The following is a 20,835-nucleotide window of genomic DNA, read 5'->3' as shown; positions in this document are numbered from 1 at the left end:
ATTAAGCAAGGAGGATTGCGTATGAGTGATGTACTTGCTGATCGTACCCCTCCGCATAATATAGAGGCTGAGCAGGCGGTTTTAGGGGCCATATTGATTGATCAAGATGCGTTAACTTCAGCATCAGAGTTATTGGTACCTGATTCGTTCTATCGAACGAAACATCAAAAGATTTTTGAAGTCATGCTTGGGCTATCTGATAAGGGAGAGCCGATTGACTTAGTAATGATGACATCAGCAATGGCTGATCAAGGATTACTAGAAGAGGTTGGTGGGGTTTCTTACTTAGCAGAGTTAGCAGAAGTTGTGCCAACTGCAGCTAACGTAGAATATTACGCACGCATCATCGCTGAAAAGGCGCTTTTACGTCGTTTAATTCGCACGGCGACTCATATTGTATCGGATGGATACGAGAGAGAAGATGATGTGGATGGTCTTTTAAACGAGGCTGAGAAAAAAATATTAGAAGTATCCCATCAAACGAATGCAAAAGCATTCCAAAACATTAAAGATGTTCTTGTAGATGCTTATGACAAAATTGAACTTTTGCATAATCAAAAGGGTGAAGTTACTGGGATACCAACTGGGTTTACTGAATTAGATAAGATGACAGCAGGTTTCCAACGAAATGATTTAATTATCGTGGCAGCACGTCCATCAGTAGGGAAAACGGCATTTTCATTAAATATTGCACAAAACGTAGCGACGAAAACGGATGAAAATGTAGCGATTTTTAGTTTGGAGATGGGTGCTGATCAGCTTGTTATGCGTATGCTTTGTGCAGAAGGGAATATTGATGCACAAAGACTTCGTACTGGTTCATTAACTTCCGATGATTGGGCAAAATTAACAATGGCAATGGGGAGTCTCTCAAATGCTGGTATATATATTGATGATACGCCAGGTATTAAAGTAAATGAGATTCGAGCAAAATGCCGTAGATTAAAGCAAGAACAAGGTCTTGGTATGATTTTGATTGACTATTTGCAGCTTATTCAAGGAAGTGGGAAATCAGGAGAAAACCGTCAGCAGGAAGTATCTGAGATTTCTCGTACCTTAAAAGGGATTGCGCGTGAATTGCAAGTGCCTGTTATTGCTTTATCACAGTTATCTCGTGGTGTAGAATCTCGTCAAGATAAACGCCCGATGATGTCTGATATTCGTGAATCTGGAAGTATTGAGCAGGATGCTGATATTGTAGCTTTCCTATATCGTGAAGACTACTATGATCGAGAAACGGAAAACAAAAATACAATTGAAATTATTATTGCAAAACAACGTAACGGTCCAGTAGGTTCAGTGGAACTTGCATTCGTCAAAGAGTTCAATAAGTTCGTTAACTTAGAACGTCGTTTTGAGGATGGACATGCTCCACCGGCATAAAGGCAGTATAAAAAAGAAACACATTTCTTATAATAAGATGTGTTTCTTTTTTTTTATAAGAAAGATAAGGCTTTCATAAGTTAAATATATAATTCTTACGAACGAAAATGTTTTTTTGTGAAAAAATGTTCGCTTTTCGGTTGACTTCTCTTTCGGTTTTGGTACAATTATATTGTTTGAATAGATCGTTTGAAAATTGCGGAGGTGCTTTAATAATGTCTTCAGTAGTAGTTGTAGGAACACAATGGGGCGACGAAGGAAAAGGTAAAATCACTGATTTTCTTTCTGAGCATGCGGAAGTAGTTGCAAGATATCAAGGTGGAAATAACGCGGGACATACAATTGTTTTCGGCGGAGTTAAATATAAATTACACTTAATTCCATCTGGTATTTTCTATAAAGAGAAAATTTGTGTAATCGGAAACGGATTAGTAGTAGATCCAAAAGCATTACTTGAAGAGTTAAAATACTTACACGATCGTGGTGTAAGTACTGATAATTTACGTGTAAGTAACCGTGCACATGTTATTTTACCTTACCACTTAAAACAAGATGAGTTAGAAGAAGCAAGTAAAGGTGATAACAAAATCGGTACAACGAAAAAAGGTATCGGTCCTGCATATATGGATAAAGCTGCTCGTATTGGTATTCGTATGGCTGATCTTTTAGACCGTGAAGCATTTAAAGAGAAGCTTGAGCGCAATTTAGTAGAAAAAAATCGTTTATTTGAAAAAATGTACGATACAGAAGGTTTCACTGTAGAAGAAATTTTCGAAGAGTACTTCGAGTACGGGCAACAAATCGCGCAATATGTATGTGATACGTCTGTTGTATTAAATGATGCATTAGATAATAATCACCGTGTATTATTTGAAGGTGCGCAAGGTGTTATGCTTGATATTGACCACGGTACGTACCCGTTCGTTACATCTTCTAACCCAATTGCTGGTGGTGTAACAGTTGGAACTGGAGTTGGTCCTGCGAAAGTTACTCGCGTTGTAGGTGTATGTAAAGCATATACAAGCCGCGTTGGTGATGGTCCATTCCCTACTGAGCTTCATGATGAAATTGGTCATCAAATTCGTGAAGTTGGTCGCGAGTATGGAACGACAACTGGTCGTCCACGCCGCGTAGGTTGGTTCGATAGCGTTGTTGTAAGACATGCACGTCGTGTTAGTGGTTTAACGGATCTATCATTAAATTCTATCGACGTTTTAACAGGTATTCCAACTCTTAAAATTTGTGTAGCTTACAAATACAATGGTGAAGTTATTGATGAAGTTCCAGCTAACTTAAACATTTTAGCGAAATGTGAGCCTGTATATGAAGAGCTTCCAGGTTGGGAAGAAGATATTACTGGTGTAAAATCATTAGATGAACTTCCTGAAAATGCACGAAAATACGTAGAACGTGTTTCTGAGTTAACAGGAATTCAAATATCTATGTTCTCAGTTGGACCAGATCGTAACCAAACAAATATTGTACGTAACGTATACGAAGCTTAATTAACATTTTTTGAAAAAAACTCATGTCTGCATGAGTTTTTTTTCTTATTCTTTTATAAAAAAACAAAAAAAGTATTGCAATAAATACAGAATACATGTTATGATACATCTTGTCGTCACGAAAATATGACGTTGGTGAGTATGAGCCATTAGCTCAGTTGGTAGAGCATCTGACTTTTAATCAGAGGGTCGAAGGTTCGAGTCCTTCATGGCTCACCATTTTATTTTTCGTGGCCCGTTGGTCAAGTGGTTAAGACACCGCCCTTTCACGGCGGTAACACGGGTTCGAATCCCGTACGGGTCATGTTTTTTTTTGCTTATTTTTGGTCCCGTGGTGTAGTGGTTAACATGCCTGCCTGTCACGCAGGAGATCGCCGGTTCGACCCCGGTCGGGACCGCCACTTTTGTTTATACCACCATTAGTGGTTTTATATATAGTTTTGGCTCGGTAGCTCAGTCGGTAGAGCAGAGGACTGAAAATCCTCGTGTCGGCGGTTCGATTCCGTCCCGAGCCACTCTCAGGATATTAAGTGGGCCCACTTAATATCCTTTTTATTTATGTAATTTTACAAAACTGAGTAGTTATTTTAAAATAGAACGAGGAGCCTCTAGCAGTTGAAGCTAGAGGTTTTTCTATAGATCGTATAGGATGCCGTGTAAAAGTGGATCATACATGAGTCTATGAGAATAGAGGAGAAAATACTTAAACAAAGGATGCGGTCATATAGGACATACTATGTAAACATCAATATGTTTAGGGATTATTGACCATATTTTTATAAGGAGGAAATAGACGATGATGGGAAAGAAAATTTTAGTAGTTGATGATGAAAAGCCGATTGCAGATATTTTGAAGTTTAACCTAGAAAAAGAAGGTTTTGAAATAGTAATGGCGCATGATGGTGATGAAGCAATTGAAAAGGCTAATGAAGAGCAACCAGATATGGTTTTATTAGATATTATGCTACCAGGTAAAGATGGCTTAGAGGTTTGCCGTGAAATACGTAAAAGCTCAGAAATGCCGATTATTATGCTTACAGCAAAGGACTCTGAGATTGATAAAGTATTAGGGCTCGAGCTTGGGGCAGATGATTATGTAACGAAGCCATTTAGTACGAGGGAATTACTTGCTCGTGTGAAGGCGAATTTACGCCGCCATCAACAAGGTGGTGCTGCGGAAAAAGAAGAAAATACAGAAATGGTTATTGGACCAATTGTGATCAATCCAAATGCATATAGTGTAACGAAGCGCGAGGAAAATATCGAGCTTACACATCGTGAATTTGAGTTGCTACATTATTTAGCGAAACATTTAGGACAAGTTATGACACGCGAACATTTATTACAAACAGTTTGGGGTTATGACTATTTTGGAGATGTGCGCACAGTAGACGTTACAGTACGTCGTTTGCGTGAAAAAATTGAAGATAATCCAAGCCATCCTACTTTAATTGTAACTAGACGTGGAGTAGGGTATTACTTGCGTGATCCAGAGCAGGAATAGTATATGAAGAAAGTTGGTTTTTTTCAATCTATTCATTTAAAATTTGTGCTTATATATATGCTATTAATATTAATAGCGATGCAAGTTATTGGAGTATATTTCGTAAGGGAATTAGAGAAGAGCTTAGTACAAGGTTTTAGGGATTCTTTAACGCAGCAAACAAACTTATTATCATATAATTTGAAGCAAGAGTTTAAAAAAAGTTATACAAAAGCAGAAACAGAGTCAACAGATGAAACGATTAAAACTTCAATTCGAAAATTTGCCTCTGATCAGAAGAAAGTTATACAAGAGGTAAGTGTATTTGATTCGCACAGAAAGTTACTGGCTATTTCAGATGAATCAAAGCAGAATAAGGTGAATCGAACATCAACTGATATAGCTGTTCAGCGAGTATTAGTACAAAAAAAGCCGGAAGTGAAAATTGAGAAGGATGGTAGTACAGGTCATCGTGTTCAAGTTATGCTTACTCCGATTCTAGATGATAACGGTAAGGATGCGCTTGGTGTTATTTACATTGTGGCATCTATGGAAGATGTATATAAACAAATGAAGGATATAAATCAAATTTTTGCTACGGGAACAGTAATTGCTTTATTAGTAACGGCCGTACTTGGAATTTTATTGGCTCAAACAATTACAAGACCAATTTCAGATATGCGGAGACAAGCAATCGAAATGGCAAAAGGAAATTATTCGAGAAAAGTAAAAGTGCATAGCCATGATGAAATTGGACAACTGGCATTATCCTTCAATAATTTATCAAAAAAATTACAACAAGCTCGTTCTTCTACAGAAAGTGAAAGGCGTAAATTATCATCTGTTTTATCACATATGACAGATGGAGTAATTGCTACTGACCGAAAAGGGGATATTATTTTACTAAATGATCCTGCGGAAAAGATGTTAAATGTTTCTCGTGAAACAGCGCTCGATCAATCTGTTTTAGAGGTATTAGGGATACAGGAAGAATTTACGCTCGATCATTTATATGAAGAGCCAGATTCTGTTTTATTAGATTTTAGTACGAGAAACGAACCATATATTTTACGTGCTAGTTTCTCTGTTATTCAAAAAGAAACAGGGAAGGCAAACGGCTTAATTGCTGTACTATATGATGTAACAGAGCAGGAGCGTATAGAACGGGAACGCCGTGAGTTTGTGGCGAATGTCTCTCATGAATTAAGGACGCCATTAACGACGATGCGCAGTTATTTAGAGGCACTTACAGATGGAGCATGGCAGGATCCAAATATTGCACCACAATTTTTAACGGTTACACAAGAAGAAACAGAAAGAATGATTAGACTTGTAAATGCGTTGTTACAGCTATCTAAACTTGATAGTACAGAGCATCGTTTAATGAAAGAATGGGTCGACTTTACTGATTTCTTTAATAATATTATTGATCGCTTTGAAATGTCTAAAGAGCAAAATGTAAGTTTCAAACGATCTTTCTCTAAGAAATCTAGATTTATTGATATGGATACTGACAAAATTACTCAAGTGCTGTATAACATTATTTCTAACGCATTAAAGTATTCACCAGAAGGTGGAACAGTAACATATCGTTTACGTGATCGCGGTGATTTATTAGAAATTAGTGTAAGTGACCAAGGAATGGGTATTCCAAAAGAAAACGTTGATAAAATCTTTGAACGTTTTTATCGCGTAGATAAAGCTCGTTCAAGACAAATGGGTGGTACTGGGCTTGGATTAGCAATTGCAAAAGAAATGATTGAGGCACATGGTGGCTCTATTTGGGCGAAGAGTGAAGAAGGAAAAGGGACAACTATTTATTTCACGTTACCAATGGCAGCAGATGAAGAGGACGATTGGGAATGAGTATGGAAAACTTTAAAACAATAGTTTTAATTAACCTAGTTGTAATTAGCCTATTTCTTACTTTTAACCTATGGACGTATGTGCCAGATTCTACATCCATGCAAAACGCGAAATTTGTGCAGGGAAATGAAGGAATGAACCAAACTAAAATTTCCGATGTTGTCCGTCCTACTTCTATCATCGTGCATAAAGATAAAAATCATTATGGGAGCAGAAGAGAGGCAGATATAGAATCAATCTATAAGCCTCTGGAAGTAGGGGAACTACATGATTTTAAAGAGATATCAATCACTAAGGGTGATTTCCTTTCATATGTGCATGGTGAAGGGAAAGTTGAACTTGTTTTCCCTACCGATATCCCATTTGATGCAGTAAAATCCATGTTTAACATGAAAGAGAAGAGTACAGATAAGCCTAAACATTTTAATCGTATTCTCCTCGATCCTTCTCGAAGTAAGGATCAAGAAATTAAAATTAACTTTGTTTCTGATGGTGATAACTTTAAAATATACGAGGCAAAATTAAGTGGCGTGTATTTAAAAGATATTGTAAATGCCCAAAATCAATTTATAGTATCAGCAAAGCCTTATTTTGATTATCAACTTAATGATATGAAAAAGTTATTTTTACCAGATGGAACGACAGAGTTAAACAATATAACATATATTTCATCTAATTTAGCAGTTGATACGTTTAAGAATGCTCTGTTTAGTGATCCTCGTTATTTAAGTCCGATTACCGAGATGTCGAAAGAAACATTTACAGATGGTATTAGATCCATGGAAATTGAAAACGATCGTCACATGCTAAAGTATAAAAACTCTTCTGTCTTAACTGAGAAAACGATAGATAATTTAATGCTTTTACAAAAAAGCTTTGAATTCGTAAGTGGTCACAGTGGAAGTTTGGATTCATATCGTTTGGACTATATGAATAAAGGAGAGACAGTATTTCGTTTAAATGAAGATGGATATTCAGTATTCAATGAAGATGGATTAGCTGAATTGAGACAAATATGGGGATCAGAAGAAGTAATGGAATATGAAAGACCGTTGCTGTCTTTAAATACTAAAGGTATAGAACAGAAGGTTACTCTTCCGTCAGGGCATGTTGTAATAGCATCTCTAGAAAATAATCCAGAGATAAAGAAACAAGTAATTAAGGATATTGGTATTGGATACAAGTTATCACTAGATGGACAAGTAGTTCGATTACAACCAATTTGGTATGTAAAGCTTGTTGAAGATGAAACAGGTAAACAGAAAATCTATGAGTGGAGTGAGGGAGGACTAAATGGATTGGGATCGGATTAAAACCATATTTATTGTGACCTTTTTTGTTTTGGACCTCTTTCTCATTTTCCAATTCATTCAAAAGCAAGATAGTAATCAATTGGAGCTTATTGCAGAAACAAAGATAGATCAAGAATTAAAAGCAAACAAAATTACGATGGGAAATATCCCTAAAGAACCGAAAAAAGAGTCATTTATTAGAGCAGAAAATAAAGCCTTTAAAGAAGAAGATATACAGTCTTTGAAAAATCAAACGGTGCATATACAAAATATGTACAAGATAGAAAGTAAGCTAAAAGAGCCTTTTTTAAATACGAAATCATTATCAAAAGATAAGTATAATGAATTTTTGAAGAACTATGTATTGGATGGACAAAAGTATGAATTTGGAGCGGTGAAAGACTCTAAAATTTATTTCTTCCAAAAATATAAAGATAAGCCTATTTTCTATAATAATCAGGCGATGATTGTTGTGGAATTAAATGAAAAAAATGAACTTGTTTCATATACGCAGACAATGCTAACTGATTTAAAAGAAATGGGCGAAGGTGAAAAAACGAAAGAGCAAGAAATTATTACGGCTCAAACAGCTTTAGAAAATTTGTATTTAAAAAATAAAATTCATGGAAATACGCATGTTAAAGAAGCGCAAATTGGTTATGCCACTCTTACCGCATCTACTTCTAATAACCAAGTACTGGCTCCAACGTGGAATTTGAAAACGGAGCAGAAGCAGGACTTCTTTGTGAATGCAATTGAAGGACAAGTTATGGAATTAGGAGAAAAGGAAAATCAAGTGGTTGATGAACATACTGGAGTGAGAAAGAATGGGGTTGCATTTTAGCGTACTTGCAAGTGGAAGTACAGGAAATATGCTATACGTAGGAACCGATGAAAAAAAATTACTAGTCGACGCAGGTTTAAGTGGTAAAGCAACAGAGGCTTTATTTAAACAAGCAGAACTGAATATAAATGATGTATCAGGTATTCTTGTAACGCATGAGCATAGTGATCATATTAAAGGTTTAGGTGTACTGGCACGTAAATATGATTTACCTGTTTATGCGAATGAGAAAACATGGAATGCAATGGAACATTTAATAGGAAATATCCCAACTGAACAAAAGTTTATTTTCTCAGTTGGTGATGTGAAAACCTTTGGTGATATTGAAGTCGAGTCATTTGGAGTTTCTCATGATGCGGCAGAACCGATGTTTTATGCTTTCCATAACAATAATAGGAAGTTAGCGCTTATTACAGATACGGGATACGTAAGTGACCGTATGAAAGGCGTTATTAAGGGAGCTAATGCTTTCGTATTTGAAAGTAATCATGATGTAGAAATGCTTCGTATGGGACGTTATCCATGGAGCATTAAACGACGTATTTTAAGTGACGTTGGGCATGTTTGTAATGAGGATGCTGCATTAGCGATGGCAGATGTAATTACAGATGAGACAAAGCATATTTATTTAGCCCATTTAAGCTTAGATAATAACATGAAAGAACTAGCGCGTATGTCAGTATCACAAGTATTAGAGGAAAAAGGATTTGGAGTGGGTGAATCCTTTGAAATTCACGATACAGATCCAAAAATGCCTACAAAAATTCAATACGTATAATTCTTCATTTTAGTAAACAATAAAGGTGAATATAGTTGTTTTCAGGAAGATAGGTGAACAAATATGTCCTTTATTGATGAAGAAAATTATCGTATGAAACGTGCAGGAAAAAAGAAGCACAAAGGTATAGTTCTTTCTAGTATAGCGGGAACAATTGTAGGAGCTTCTTTATTCGCGTTTGGAGCGCCTTTATTTTCAAATTCTGCTGATACGCTTCCGCAAGCTGAAGCAAGCGGAAGTAATATGGCCGAAGCTCAAGGGATTAAACAAATTAGCTTTGTAGATGCTGTTGATCGTGCATCTGAAGCTGTTGTGGGTGTTATTAACATTCAACGAGATAACTTTTCAGAGGCAGATTCAGAGGCCGGTACAGGATCAGGAGTAATTTATAAAAAGACAGATGGTCAAGCTTATATTGTAACGAATAATCATGTTGTAGCTGGAGCGAATCGTATTGAAGTAAGTCTAAGTGACGGTAAGAAGGTTCCTGGAAAAGTATTAGGAACCGATGTAGTCACAGACTTAGCTGTATTAGAAATAGATGCAAAGCATGTGAAAAAAATAATTGAAATTGGCGATTCTAATACTGTTCGCAGAGGAGAGCCAGTTATTGCGATTGGAAACCCGCTTGGACTGCAATTTTCTGGAACAGTTACACAAGGTATTATTTCAGCTAATGAACGTATTGTCCCTGTAGATTTAGATCAAGATGGACATTATGATTGGCAAGTAGAAGTGTTACAAACAGATGCAGCGATTAATCCGGGGAATAGTGGCGGTGCGCTTGTAAATGCAGCAGGACAATTAATTGGTATTAATTCAATGAAAATTGCTGCAAAAGAAGTAGAAGGAATCGGCCTTGCTATTCCGGTGACTAGAGCTGTTCCGATTATGAATGAACTTGAGAAGTATGGAAAAGTAAGAAGACCATATGTTGGGATTGAACTTAGGTCATTAAATGAAATTCCAAACTATTATTGGTCAAAAACATTACATTTACCAGGTACTGTAACAGAGGGAGTTTGTATTTTGGATGTGAAAAGTCCTTCGCCAGGTGCGGATGCTGGTTTAAGAGAACATGATGTTATTGTAGCGGTAGATGGAAAACCGATTCGCGATATTATTGGATTCCGTACGGCCTTATATGATAAGGAAATTAATGATAAAATGACTCTTACGTTTTATCGTGGCACAAAAAGAGTAACAACAACAGTGAAATTAGGCATTCAAAAGTATTAAAAACAGGAGGGCCTACCTCCTGTTTTCTATTGTAGAAAAGTGAGGTGAAGAAAATGAATTTACCTTGTTGTTTAGAGCATGTTGAATTAGCGTTAGATATTATTGTGGATGAGTGTGAAGTTGCGCCAGTTATCAACAATGTGGATAACTCAGAAAAAGAGAAAAAAACATGTGAATTTTGTCAAAATGAGGCGACATATGTTGTATCGAACACAGATTCTCACACAATATGTGGGTAGTATTTGTGGATATGTGGATAAGTTTTGTGGATAACATGTTTGTAAGGTGGAGGATACGTGTGAATATCTCGATTATTTCAATTGGGAAATTAAAAGAAAAATATTTGAAACAAGGTATAGCAGAATACTTAAAACGATTATCTGCATACGCAAAAGTAGAAGTAATTGAATTGCCTGATGAAAAGGCGCCAGAAAATTTAAGTGAAGCAGAAATGTTAATTGTAAAGGAAAAAGAAGGTATACGTATACTGGATAAAATTTCGGATGACACGCATGTGATTGCATTAGCTATAGAAGGAAAGCAAAAGTCATCAGAAGAATTCGCGATAAGTCTAGATCGCCTTGCTACATACGGAAAGAGTAAAGTCGCATTTGTAATTGGTGGATCACTCGGACTAAGCTCAGAAGTGATGCAGCGTTCAAATGAATCACTTTCTTTTTCAAAGATGACATTACCACACCAATTAATGCGATTAGTGTTGCTTGAGCAAGTGTATAGAGCGTTTCGGATTAATCGTGGTGAGCCGTATCATAAATAAATTTATTCTTTGTATATAAAAGGATAAAAAGACCATTGGACAAAAATTACCGATGGTCTTTTTCACATTAATAGGTGTTATATAGATTTCCTAAAATAAGTATGTTTCTATTTCTAAAAAAGTGTGATGTAATATGAAGAGGAAAAAAGTACAAGTAGTCATAGAAGTGAGGAGTTAAAGGTGAAGAAGTTTAAGAAATTTTACTTGGAGATTACGAGTGTATGTAATCTTGCGTGCAGCTTTTGTCCGCCGACGGAAAGACAGAAGCAATTCATTTCTGTGGAGGATTTTGCTAAAAGATTAGACCAAATTAAACCACACACAGACTACATTTATTTGCACGTGAAGGGTGAGCCGTTGCTGCATCCAAAAATAGATCAATTGTTAGATTTAAGCCATGAAAAAGGGTTTAAAGTTAATATTACAACGAACGGAACGTTAATTAATAAGAGAAGGCATAGATTGTTAAATAAGCCTGCTTTAAGACAAATGAATTTTTCACTGCATAGTTTTGATGGACATCCAGGTTCGCAAGATAAAGAGGGCTATGTAAGGAGTATACTTTCCTTCATTAGGGAAGCGACAAGTCAATCAGATTTAATTGTATCGTTAAGGTTATGGAATTTAACTCAGGATAATAAAACAAATGCTGAAATCCAGAAGAATAGAGAGTTATTATCTATCATTGAAAATGAGTTTAATTTATCTTATCAAATTGAAGAGAAGCTTACACCAGGAAAAGGTATAAAAATTGCGGAACGTGTCTTTATTAATCAAGACTATGAATTCCAGTGGCCAGCATTGCATGAAGAAGAGGATGATGGAAAAGGATTCTGTCATGGGCTTCGAAATCAAGCTGGTATTTTAGCGAACGGAACAGTTATTCCTTGTTGTTTAGATGGTGAAGGGATTATTAACCTTGGAAATATTAATAATGATTCATTTTCTAACATTATAGAAGGTGAAAGAGCAACAAACATTGTTGATGGATTTTCCAGAAGAGTTGCGGTTGAAGAGCTATGTAGAAAATGTGGATACCGTAAAAGATTTGGAAAGTAAATATGAAATAAGCCCTCATTAAAGCGAGGGCTTATTTTTTTATTCTTGATAAGAATGCTCTAATTCATTAATTAATGAACCAACGTAAGAAACAGCTTTACGGATTGCATCTGGTTTTGACATATCTACTCCGGCATGTTTCATTAGTTCAAGTGGTTTCATTGTACCACCAGCACGAAGCACATCTAACCAGCGATCAATAGCAGGTTGTCCTTCCTCTTTAATCATTTGAGCTACTGCAGTGGATGCAGTGAGGCCTGCGGAATATGTATAAGCATATAGACCCATATAATAATGAGGCTGACGCATCCAAGTTAAGCCCGCACCTTCATCGATTTCTACAGAATCTCCCCAGAATGTCGAAAGGACATTTGTTTTAATTTCAGTTAAAGTTGTAGCTGTAAGGGCCTGTCCTTTTTCTGCTAGAGCATATACTCTACGTTGATATTCACCCTCAAGTAAATGAGTAACAAAGTTGTGATAATATGTGCCAAGTAGTTGTAGAATGACCCATCTGCGCATTCTCTTATCGTCAGTAGTCGCTAGTAAATGCTGAGCTAATAGTAATTCATTCATGGTTGATGGTGCTTCAACAAAGTACATAGATGGGCGTACGTTCATGATACGTTGGTTTTTATTTGCTAAATAGAAATGACCAGCATGTCCAAATTCATGTGCTAATGTAAAGCATCCACGCATCGTATTTTGCCATGTAATTAAAATATAGGGATGAGAGCCGTATGGACTTGAGCAAAATGCCCCTGTTGATTTGCCTACGTTATCTGCAAGATCTACCCATCTTTCTTTGAATCCTTTTTGGATTATGGAACTATATTCATCGCCTAATACTTTTAAAGAATCTTGAATGAGCGTGCCTGCTTCTTCATAAGTAATCGCCGGATTAAATTCGGGATCTAAAGGTGCATGTAAGTCACAGAAAAGCATTTGATCGAGTCCTAATACTCTCTTTTTTAAATCTGCAAAACGGCGCATATGAGGTGCTAGTTCTTTATAAATAATATCAAGTTGGTTGTTATACATTTCAAGTGGAACCTTTTGTGGTTCTAATAGCATATGAGTAACGGATTCATATTTACGTAAACGAGAAAGTGTTACTTGTTTTTTTACTTCAGTAGCATATGTTGTGGCAATTGTATTTTTATATCGTTTTAGTGTGGAAACAAATGATGAATATGCTTTTCGACGTATATATGTGCTTGGAGAAAATTCATATTTGCTTTCAAATAATGAGAATGAAACAGGAAGTTCGTTTCCTTGTTCGTCTTGTATAGAAGTGAAATCCATATCGGCCAATTTAGTCATGCCGTAAATTTTGTATGGAGAACTATGAACTTCGCCAAGTGCAGCAAGTGCTTCTTCTGTTTCAGGAGAGAGTGTGTGCTGTCTTTTTTGTAGTATTTCTAGTAAAGATTTACGGAAAGGTTCGAGTTTTGTTTCTTCAGTTAAACATCTTTCAATTGTTCCTTCGTCGAATGAGAGGATTTCATTATGAATAAAGGATAGTGCAGTATGTACTTTCGTCCATAAAGCAGAAATTTTGGAAGAGTTCGCTTGAATACTTGGATTTGTACGATCAGTAGCTTCTTTTAAATTTGCATATGAGTACAGTTTTGTTAACGTCATTAAAAGCTCTTCTTCTAAAAGTAGGCAATTTAATAAAGTTTGGGAGCTAGTATGTAAATGCCCTTTAAATGAATCAAGTTTCTGTATATCATTTTCCAATGCGTTTAATGCAGTATGCCATTCGGCATCAGAATTATACAAATCGGATAAATCCCATGTTAGTTCAGCGGGTACCTCTGCGCGATTAAGGCGATTTTCTATTACATTTTTCAAGTCGTATCTCCCCCTTATTAAGACTATCTAAACACATAATACTAGAAAATTCAGTTAAATTAAAATGTTTTACATTTTCATATACAAAAAAGAAGGACAAGCATGAAAATGCTTGTCCTTCGAGTTAATTTAAGAATTAATATACTTTGTCACCATTGAAAATCGAGTTTTTCACGACAACATAATCTACAGTACGAATAGCGTCTAATTTTGTTCCGCCAGCGTAAGAGATAGAAGATTGAAGATCTTGTTCCATTTCGATTAACGTATCTTCTAAAGAACCTTTATGCTCAACGAACATTTTCTTACCTTCAACGTTTTTCTTCTCACCCTTTTGGAATTCAGAAGCAGAACCGAAGTATTCTTTATAAAGTTTTCCATCTCTTTCAATTGTTTCCCCTGGAGACTCTTCGTGACCAGCAAATAGAGAACCGATCATGACCATAGTTGCCCCAAAGCGAATAGATTTAGCTACGTCGCCGTGTGTACGAATACCACCATCAGCGATAATTGGCTTACTTGCAGCTTTTGCACACCAGCGAAGTGCAGCTAGCTGCCAACCACCAGTTCCGAAGCCTGTTTTAATTTTAGTAATACAAACTTTACCAGGTCCAATACCAACTTTTGTTGCATCGGCACCAGCATTTTCTAATTCTCTTACCGCTTCTGGAGTTCCAACGTTTCCAGCGATAACGAAGCTCTCTGGTAAATGTTTTTTAATATGTTGAATCATGTTGATCACAGCATTAGAATGACCGTGTGCGATATCAATCGTGATATATTCAGGTGTAAGTTGCTCAGCAGCTAATTGTTGTACGAATTCATATTCGTCCTCTTTTACACCAACGCTGATAGAAGCGATTAATCCACGTGATTGCATATCTCTAATGAATGAGATTCGTTTCTCTGGTTGGAAACGATGCATGATATAAAAGTAGTTGTTCTCAGCTAAATAAGTTGCAATTCTTTCATCAATAATCGTTTGCATATTTGCAGGCACGACAGGTAATTTAAATTTATGTTTTCCTAAAGTGACAGTTGTATCACATTCAGAGCGGCTATTTACAATACATTTTGCAGGAATTAATTGAATATCTTCATAGTCGAATACGTTTTCCATCATTTACACCCCTAAAATACGAATATTTTATTTTTATTAATCAAAAATGTTCGTCCATAGGATAATTTACATTATTTTTATTAAGAAGTCAAAGGATTTCTTAACATTTTTTGAAAAAATAGATTTTATACCTGAAAAACAACGTTAAAAACGAATTTAAAACATTTTTTTGTTTTTATTGTTCGTTTATGGGAAGGGTTGAAAAATTAAGATAATTATACAAGGTTGTATGTATTCTTTTTATTTTTTTGATTGGATGTAGGATACTATAAAAAGGTTAATGCTAATAATACGAGCAAAAGATGTTATCAAGTAGTTGAACAATATATGAAATGAAAAGGTTTATTTCTATATAAAAAGATGAATCTGGCATGATTCACCTTTTATGTGAGGTTTCAAGTATAATAAGTAGGGTGATAGTAACGTATACAAAAGATAAAAAAGAAAATAATACAGAATAAAATGAGGTTAATATATGAGTAAAAAAAGTTTTTCTGATTATAAATTAAGTAAGGAAATTGTAAGGGCACTTACTGGGTTAGGGTATGATCATCCAACAGAAGTACAAGGTGAGGTTATTCCAGTTGCATTACAAAAGAAGGATCTTGTTGTGAAGTCCCAGACTGGAAGTGGAAAAACAGCTTCATTTGGTATTCCACTTTGTGAAATGGTGGAGTGGGAAGAGAATAAACCACAAGCATTAGTTTTAACACCAACGAGAGAGCTTGCGGTACAGGTAAAAGAAGATATTACAAATATAGGTCGATTCAAAAGGATTAAGGCTGCGGCAGTTTATGGGAAATCTCCATTTGCACGTCAAAAATTAGAATTAAAGCAAAAGACACATATTGTAGTTGGGACTCCTGGTCGTGTGTTGGATCATATTGAGAAGGGTACCCTTTCTTTAGAGTGTTTGAAGTATTTAGTTATTGATGAAGCAGATGAGATGCTAAATATGGGCTTTATCGATCAAGTAGAGGCAATTATTGATGAATTACCTACAAAAAGAATGACGATGTTATTTTCAGCAACACTTCCAGAAGATGTTGAGAAATTGTCTCGTACATATATGAATTCACCAACTCATATTGAAATTAAAGCGGCTGGGATTACGACGGATAAAATTGAACATACTCTTTTTGAGGTGATAGAAGACGAGAAGCTTTCACTACTTAAAGATGTAACAACGATTGAGAATCCTGATAGCTGTATTATTTTTTGCCGTACACAAGAAAATGTAGATCATGTATATAGACAATTAAAACGAGCTAACTATCCCTGTGACAAAATACATGGTGGTATGGTACAAGAAGATCGTTTTGAAGTCATGGATGATTTTAGAAAAGGAAAATTCCGCTATTTAGTAGCAACAGATGTAGCTGCGAGAGGAATTGATATTGATAATATTACACATGTTATTAATTATGATATTCCACTTGAAAAAGAAAGCTATGTACATCGTACTGGAAGAACGGGACGAGCTGGAAATAGTGGAAAAGCTATTACATTTATAACACCATATGAAAATAGATTTTTAGAAGAGATTGAGGAGTATATTGGATTTGAAATTCCAAAGGCAATTGGACCTTCAAAAGAAGAAGTTATGAAAGAGAAAGCTGCATTTGAAGAAAAGATACATGCTAAACCAATTATAAAGAAAGATAAAAATGCAGACATCAACAAAGGCATTATGAAGCTGTACTTTAATGGCGGGAAGAAAAAGAAAATTAGGGCGGTAGATTTCGTCGGTACAATTGCTAAAATTAAAGGTGTTACAGCAGAAGATATAGGTATTATTACGATACAAGATAATGTTTCTTATGTTGAAATATTAAATGGAAAAGGCCCACTCGTCTTGAAAGTCATGAAGACTACAACGATTAAAGGGAAACAACTAAAAGTTCATGAAGCAATTAAGTAAATAAAAAACTATCCACTTTAATAGGTGGATAGTTTTTTATTTATGATTCTTTTAAATCATCCACTAGTTGCTCCGCTAAACGTCTATACATATTACTCATAGTCACGAAGGATGTTAGTAGTAGAAATTTTTTTAGCTTTGTATCTTCTAAGGAAGAAATCTCATTTACTTCTGTAACACGGTTATTTACGTCTTGTTTAAAGCTTTCGACATTGCTTTCAGTAAGAGCAAGATAATTTTTGTATAACGTATTTAATTCGAATGAATCATCATTTAATAAGGAGTCATTTATAGTTTCTAATGAACTTTTTATGTCGTTAATGGAGAGAGCTCCCTTTAATTGATAAATTAGGCTAATTAAAATCATATGCTCTTTTGAATACTTTTTATTTTTGATGGGGATGAATAGTTTTCCTTTTGCGTAATTATTAATCATCGTTTTGGTTAATACTTTTTCATCATCAGTTCTCGTTGTATCTGCATAAGTATTCTCAAATAGTTGAACAACTTGATCTACATATAAGTCAACATTTGGAATATCCTCAAGTTTAATGTTTTTTTCTAAATGCAATGTCTCAAGTAATTCATTTATATTTTCCACGTAGAATCCCTCACTTTTATAACTTAGTGGAACTTAATGTTTAATATATCTTTAAATATGGTATTACGAAACAAATGAATTGTAAATGTTGACCTTAAAAAGAAATGTGTATATAATTACATGTAGTTATCAAAACTACATGTAATTATATGAGGGGTGTTATTATGAATGCTTATGTAAGGGAACCGGTTAATGCATTTACTCACTTAGGTGGAGCAATATTATCATTTATTGCCTTATTAGCTATGCTTGTGAAAGTTTCTATCAAGATGCCATCATTTGCTGCAATTACAGCTGTTATTTTGTTTGGTATTGGAATGATGGTCCTTTATACGGCGTCAGCTGTGTATCATAGTGTTGTGGCCAATGAACGTGTTATTTACTTCTTTAGGAAGCTAGATCATTCTATGATTTTTATATTAATTGCAGGTACATATGCACCCTTTTGCTTAATTACATTAAATTCAGCAAGTGGTTTACTATTATTTTGTTTAGTCTATGCAACTGCGATTTGTGGCATTGTATTTAAAATGTTTTGGTTTAATTGTCCAAGATGGTTATCGACAGCAATTTATATTACGATGGGTTGGTTAATTGTGTTATTCTTTGCACCGTTAGCTGAGAATTTAAGTACAGGAGGCATTATTTTCTTAGTACTTGGGGGCATTTTTTATACAATTGGTGGATTTATTTATGGAACAAAGCCAAAATGGTTAGAGTTTAAATATATGGGGCATCATGAAATTTTTCATGTTTTTGTATTATTAGGTAGTCTTGCGCATTTTCTAAGTGTATATTGTTATGTAATTTAATAAAAAAACGCCACATAATAAAAATTATGTGGCGTTTTTTTATTACCTGATTAGAATCGTATATGTTATAAATTTATTATGGGATAAAATGTAAGTTTCTGTGTTCGCATGTTAAACATAGGATAAGAAATATGTGATATACTTTGAGAAGTTTATAATGAATGAAATATGGAGGACTATAATTATGGCAATACTTGTAACAGGTGGAGCAGGATATATTGGTAGTCATACATGTGTAGAATTACTAAATAGCGGTTACGAAGTTATAGTAGTGGATAATCTTTCGAATAGCTCGGTAGAATCTATAAATCGAGTGAAAGAAATAACAGGAAAACAATTTAAGTTTTATAAAGAAGATGTTTTAAATCGCGAAGCGCTTGACGCAATTTTTGAAGAAAATGCAATTGAAGCAGTTATTCACTTTGCAGGATTTAAAGCTGTAGGGGAGTCAGTAGCGATTCCATTAACATATTATCATAACAACATTACAAGCACGTTAGTGCTATGTGAAGTAATGCAGAAACATAATGTAAAGAAGATAATCTTTAGTTCATCTGCAACTGTATATGGTATCCCGGAAACGTCACCGATTACGGAGGAGTTTCCATTAAGTGCAACAAATCCATATGGTCAAACGAAATTAATGATTGAGCAAATTATGCGTGATGTAGCATTTGCAGATGCAGAATGGAGTATCGCATTACTTCGCTATTTCAATCCATTTGGTGCACACGAAAGTGGGCGTATCGGAGAAGATCCAAATGGAATCCCAAATAACTTAATGCCATATGTAACGCAAGTAGCGGTAGGTAAGTTAAAAGAATTAAGCGTATTCGGAAATGACTATCCAACGAAAGATGGAACAGGAGTCCGTGATTACATCCATGTTGTGGACTTAGCAAATGGTCACGTAAAGGCGCTTGAGAAAGTACTGAGTACAACGGGAGTAGATGCTTATAACCTGGGCACAGGTATGGGCTATAGTGTACTAGAGATGGTTGAAGCGTTTGAAAAAGTCTCGGGTAAGAAAGTTCCTTATAAAATTACAGAGCGTCGCCCAGGTGATGTGGCAGTATGTTTTGCTGATGCATCGAAAGCAAAGCGTGAATTAGGCTGGGAGGCAACACGCGGATTAGAAGAAATGTGTGCAGATTCTTGGAAATGGCAATCAAATAATAAAAATGGCTATTTAGAAGTTTAATGATGAATATAAAAAAATGACCTTTGCATAAAAGCAAGAGGTCATTTTTTATTAATTTTATTAGCGAACCTAGAAAAGAGCGTTCGCTGTTTTAAATGATGTGATTTTATAATATCTTATGCTAGAAGGTAGTAGAATGAGATAGAGGAATGTATTATTTTATTAATTTTTTATAGAAATTGAAAGCGTATTATTGAAAAGTATTCCAACACTTGTATCATTGCTAGAGTCCGTTTATAATCAAGGAATCCTAGTTCATGTTTTAATAGGATTATTTATTATTGAAAGCGTTTTAAGTTCGCTCCTTTTTGAGGTAGGAGGTCTGACTTATTTGAATGAAAAATTATGTATGTAGTTTTAAATGGGAAGAAAAATAATATAAGTATCACTTTATAGTGTGGGGAGGTTAAAAGTGTGAAAGGTAAAGATTTTCACACGAATATATATGGGTTATGTAGGATTATTACTTTCAGGGGCAGCTTTATTTTTAAATAGTCTTGTTATATTAGGGAAAGCAGAGATGAAAAGTGCGGGTGTTTTTAATTTATTTGTGGGTGCACTACAAATTATTATTCCGTTTTATTTGATCATGATTTCTGACCAAAGCAATTGGACAGTGTATTCATATGCGGCTACTTTCTTATTTGGATTAACTTATTTATATGTAGGTGTTACTTTTATAAAAGGAATGGATAGTAGTGGTCTAGGATGGTTTTGTATTTGGGTAGCAATTATAGCCTTATTCTATATGGTTGTTTCATTTGTTCAATTCCATGATGTTGTTAATGCGTTAACGTGGTTTATGTGGGCATTACTTTGGTATTTATTCTTTGTATTAAATACACAAAAGAAGAACATTAATCAATATCTTGGAAGGATTGCCTTCGTACAATCATGGGTAACATTGACTTTACCTTCACTCTTTTATTTTATGGGAGTGTGGGGAGAGGGATTTGTATATGAACTATGGGTTTATGTATCAGTAATTTCTATTTTGTACTTCTGTTATTGTATTTATAAATATCGAGTACGTTAATATATTTTCTGTAGAAAAGCATGGAATCGTTAAACGAATTCCATGCTTTTTATATGTTGG

18 protein-coding genes and 4 tRNA genes are annotated in these 20,835 nt (G+C 35.1%); 19 read left to right on the top strand and 3 right to left on the bottom strand.

From position 1 onward, the window contains the following. Positions 1 to 21: 21 nt before the first annotated feature. The 15 genes from dnaB to MR136_RS10400 all read left to right on the top strand — a co-directional run bounded on the left by dnaB (position 22) and on the right by MR136_RS10400 (position 12,227). Positions 22 to 1,383, top strand: coding sequence for a replicative DNA helicase (gene dnaB / locus MR136_RS10470; RefSeq protein WP_001286148.1), 1,362 nt, complete (start codon positions 22 to 24; stop codon positions 1,381 to 1,383). Positions 1,384 to 1,598: 215 nt separating this feature from the next. Then, positions 1,599 to 2,888, top strand: coding sequence for an adenylosuccinate synthase (locus tag MR136_RS10465; RefSeq protein WP_000100238.1), 1,290 nt, complete (start codon positions 1,599 to 1,601; stop codon positions 2,886 to 2,888). A 143-nt stretch (positions 2,889 to 3,031) separates the two neighbouring features. Continuing rightward, a tRNA-Lys gene (locus MR136_RS10460) sits at positions 3,032 to 3,107 on the top strand. Between the two features lie 13 nt (positions 3,108 to 3,120). Next, positions 3,121 to 3,192: transfer RNA gene (locus MR136_RS10455), tRNA-Glu, on the top strand. A 21-nt stretch (positions 3,193 to 3,213) separates the two neighbouring features. Further along, a tRNA-Asp gene (locus MR136_RS10450) sits at positions 3,214 to 3,289 on the top strand. Positions 3,290 to 3,330: 41 nt separating this feature from the next. Continuing rightward, positions 3,331 to 3,403, top strand: a tRNA-Phe gene (locus MR136_RS10445). Positions 3,404 to 3,684: 281 nt separating this feature from the next. Further along, positions 3,685 to 4,392, top strand: coding sequence for a cell wall metabolism DNA-binding response regulator WalR (gene walR / locus MR136_RS10440; protein WP_000971865.1), 708 nt, complete (start codon positions 3,685 to 3,687; stop codon positions 4,390 to 4,392). A gap of 3 nt (positions 4,393 to 4,395) precedes the next feature. Continuing rightward, the gene (gene walK / locus MR136_RS10435; protein WP_000755367.1) at positions 4,396 to 6,237 is read left to right on the top strand and encodes a cell wall metabolism sensor histidine kinase WalK; all 1,842 of its coding nucleotides are present in this window, start codon (positions 4,396 to 4,398) and stop codon (positions 6,235 to 6,237) included. Beyond that, entirely contained in the window at positions 6,234 to 7,550 is a 1,317-nt protein-coding gene (locus tag MR136_RS10430; RefSeq protein ID WP_000061560.1) for a YycH family regulatory protein, read from the top strand. The genes walK and MR136_RS10430 overlap by 4 nt, the downstream gene beginning before the upstream one ends. Continuing rightward, the gene (locus MR136_RS10425; protein WP_000383740.1) at positions 7,531 to 8,373 is read left to right on the top strand and encodes a two-component system regulatory protein YycI; all 843 of its coding nucleotides are present in this window, start codon (positions 7,531 to 7,533) and stop codon (positions 8,371 to 8,373) included. The genes MR136_RS10430 and MR136_RS10425 overlap by 20 nt, the downstream gene beginning before the upstream one ends. Next, positions 8,357 to 9,151, top strand: coding sequence for an MBL fold metallo-hydrolase (locus MR136_RS10420; protein WP_000522837.1), 795 nt, complete (start codon positions 8,357 to 8,359; stop codon positions 9,149 to 9,151). Before MR136_RS10425 ends, MR136_RS10420 begins: the two co-directional genes overlap by 17 nt. Before the next feature lie 63 nt (positions 9,152 to 9,214). Beyond that, positions 9,215 to 10,390 (top strand): S1C family serine protease, encoded by a 1,176-nt coding sequence (locus MR136_RS10415; protein ID WP_000008031.1) that lies wholly within the window; start codon positions 9,215 to 9,217, stop codon positions 10,388 to 10,390. A gap of 53 nt (positions 10,391 to 10,443) precedes the next feature. Continuing rightward, entirely contained in the window at positions 10,444 to 10,629 is a 186-nt protein-coding gene (locus MR136_RS10410) for a CxxH/CxxC protein (protein WP_001052827.1), read from the top strand. 59 nt (positions 10,630 to 10,688) lie between these two features. Then, the gene (gene rlmH / locus MR136_RS10405; RefSeq protein WP_242259367.1) at positions 10,689 to 11,168 is read left to right on the top strand and encodes a 23S rRNA (pseudouridine(1915)-N(3))-methyltransferase RlmH; all 480 of its coding nucleotides are present in this window, start codon (positions 10,689 to 10,691) and stop codon (positions 11,166 to 11,168) included. 180 nt (positions 11,169 to 11,348) lie between these two features. Beyond that, complete coding sequence (locus MR136_RS10400) at positions 11,349 to 12,227, top strand: radical SAM/SPASM domain-containing protein (RefSeq protein WP_000713636.1); 879 nt, start codon at positions 11,349 to 11,351, stop codon at positions 12,225 to 12,227. Positions 12,228 to 12,266: 39 nt separating this feature from the next. On the opposite strand, the gene pepF is transcribed toward MR136_RS10400, so the two are convergent. Next, on the bottom strand, positions 12,267 to 14,084 hold the full coding sequence (pepF, locus tag MR136_RS10395) for an oligoendopeptidase F (protein WP_061457941.1): 1,818 nt from the start codon (positions 14,082 to 14,084) through the stop codon (positions 12,267 to 12,269). 136 nt (positions 14,085 to 14,220) lie between these two features. Further along, entirely contained in the window at positions 14,221 to 15,204 is a 984-nt protein-coding gene (gene guaC, locus MR136_RS10390) for a GMP reductase (protein ID WP_000432447.1), read from the bottom strand. A 475-nt stretch (positions 15,205 to 15,679) separates the two neighbouring features. Between guaC and dbpA the strand changes: the two genes are divergently transcribed. Then, a complete protein-coding gene (gene dbpA, locus MR136_RS10385) occupies positions 15,680 to 17,125 on the top strand; it encodes an ATP-dependent RNA helicase DbpA (RefSeq protein WP_000039350.1) in 1,446 nt (481 codons plus the stop codon). Between the two features lie 40 nt (positions 17,126 to 17,165). On the opposite strand, the gene MR136_RS10380 is transcribed toward dbpA, so the two are convergent. Continuing rightward, entirely contained in the window at positions 17,166 to 17,726 is a 561-nt protein-coding gene (locus tag MR136_RS10380) for a DUF1836 domain-containing protein (RefSeq protein WP_017673742.1), read from the bottom strand. A gap of 164 nt (positions 17,727 to 17,890) precedes the next feature. Between MR136_RS10380 and trhA the strand changes: the two genes are divergently transcribed. From trhA to MR136_RS10365, 3 genes are all read left to right on the top strand, one after another. Continuing rightward, complete coding sequence (trhA, locus tag MR136_RS10375) at positions 17,891 to 18,538, top strand: PAQR family membrane homeostasis protein TrhA (protein WP_000995363.1); 648 nt, start codon at positions 17,891 to 17,893, stop codon at positions 18,536 to 18,538. 184 nt (positions 18,539 to 18,722) lie between these two features. Next, positions 18,723 to 19,739, top strand: a complete 1,017-nt coding sequence (gene galE / locus MR136_RS10370) for a UDP-glucose 4-epimerase GalE (RefSeq protein ID WP_000996540.1) — start codon at positions 18,723 to 18,725, stop codon at positions 19,737 to 19,739. Positions 19,740 to 20,184: 445 nt separating this feature from the next. Beyond that, positions 20,185 to 20,775, top strand: coding sequence for an AmiS/UreI family transporter (locus MR136_RS10365; RefSeq protein ID WP_000542569.1), 591 nt, complete (start codon positions 20,185 to 20,187; stop codon positions 20,773 to 20,775). Positions 20,776 to 20,835: the final 60 nt, after the last annotated feature.

The sequence above is a fragment of the Bacillus cereus group sp. BfR-BA-01311 genome (genome assembly GCF_022664295.1).
GTDB lineage: Bacteria > Bacillota > Bacilli > Bacillales > Bacillaceae_G > Bacillus_A > Bacillus_A cereus.
The sequence above is the reverse complement of the archived record's forward strand: the minus strand, read 5'-3'. Positions and strand labels throughout refer to the sequence as shown.

What these genes read in the sequence shown, in the direction of transcription:
- dnaB (WP_001286148.1), top strand. Translation starts at nt 22, where the DNA reads ATGAGTGATGTACTTGCTGATCGTACCCCTCCGCATAATATAGAGGCT.
- MR136_RS10465 (WP_000100238.1), top strand. Translation starts at nt 1,599, where the DNA reads ATGTCTTCAGTAGTAGTTGTAGGAACACAATGGGGCGACGAAGGAAAA.
- walR (WP_000971865.1), top strand. Translation starts at nt 3,685, where the DNA reads ATGATGGGAAAGAAAATTTTAGTAGTTGATGATGAAAAGCCGATTGCA.
- walK (WP_000755367.1), top strand. Translation starts at nt 4,396, where the DNA reads ATGAAGAAAGTTGGTTTTTTTCAATCTATTCATTTAAAATTTGTGCTT.
- MR136_RS10430 (WP_000061560.1), top strand. Translation starts at nt 6,234, where the DNA reads ATGAGTATGGAAAACTTTAAAACAATAGTTTTAATTAACCTAGTTGTA.
- MR136_RS10425 (WP_000383740.1), top strand. Translation starts at nt 7,531, where the DNA reads ATGGATTGGGATCGGATTAAAACCATATTTATTGTGACCTTTTTTGTT.
- MR136_RS10420 (WP_000522837.1), top strand. Translation starts at nt 8,357, where the DNA reads ATGGGGTTGCATTTTAGCGTACTTGCAAGTGGAAGTACAGGAAATATG.
- MR136_RS10415 (WP_000008031.1), top strand. Translation starts at nt 9,215, where the DNA reads ATGTCCTTTATTGATGAAGAAAATTATCGTATGAAACGTGCAGGAAAA.
- MR136_RS10410 (WP_001052827.1), top strand. Translation starts at nt 10,444, where the DNA reads ATGAATTTACCTTGTTGTTTAGAGCATGTTGAATTAGCGTTAGATATT.
- guaC (WP_000432447.1), bottom strand. Translation starts at nt 15,204, where the DNA reads ATGGAAAACGTATTCGACTATGAAGATATTCAATTAATTCCTGCAAAA.
- dbpA (WP_000039350.1), top strand. Translation starts at nt 15,680, where the DNA reads ATGAGTAAAAAAAGTTTTTCTGATTATAAATTAAGTAAGGAAATTGTA.
- trhA (WP_000995363.1), top strand. Translation starts at nt 17,891, where the DNA reads ATGAATGCTTATGTAAGGGAACCGGTTAATGCATTTACTCACTTAGGT.
- galE (WP_000996540.1), top strand. Translation starts at nt 18,723, where the DNA reads ATGGCAATACTTGTAACAGGTGGAGCAGGATATATTGGTAGTCATACA.
- MR136_RS10365 (WP_000542569.1), top strand. Translation starts at nt 20,185, where the DNA reads ATGGGTTATGTAGGATTATTACTTTCAGGGGCAGCTTTATTTTTAAAT.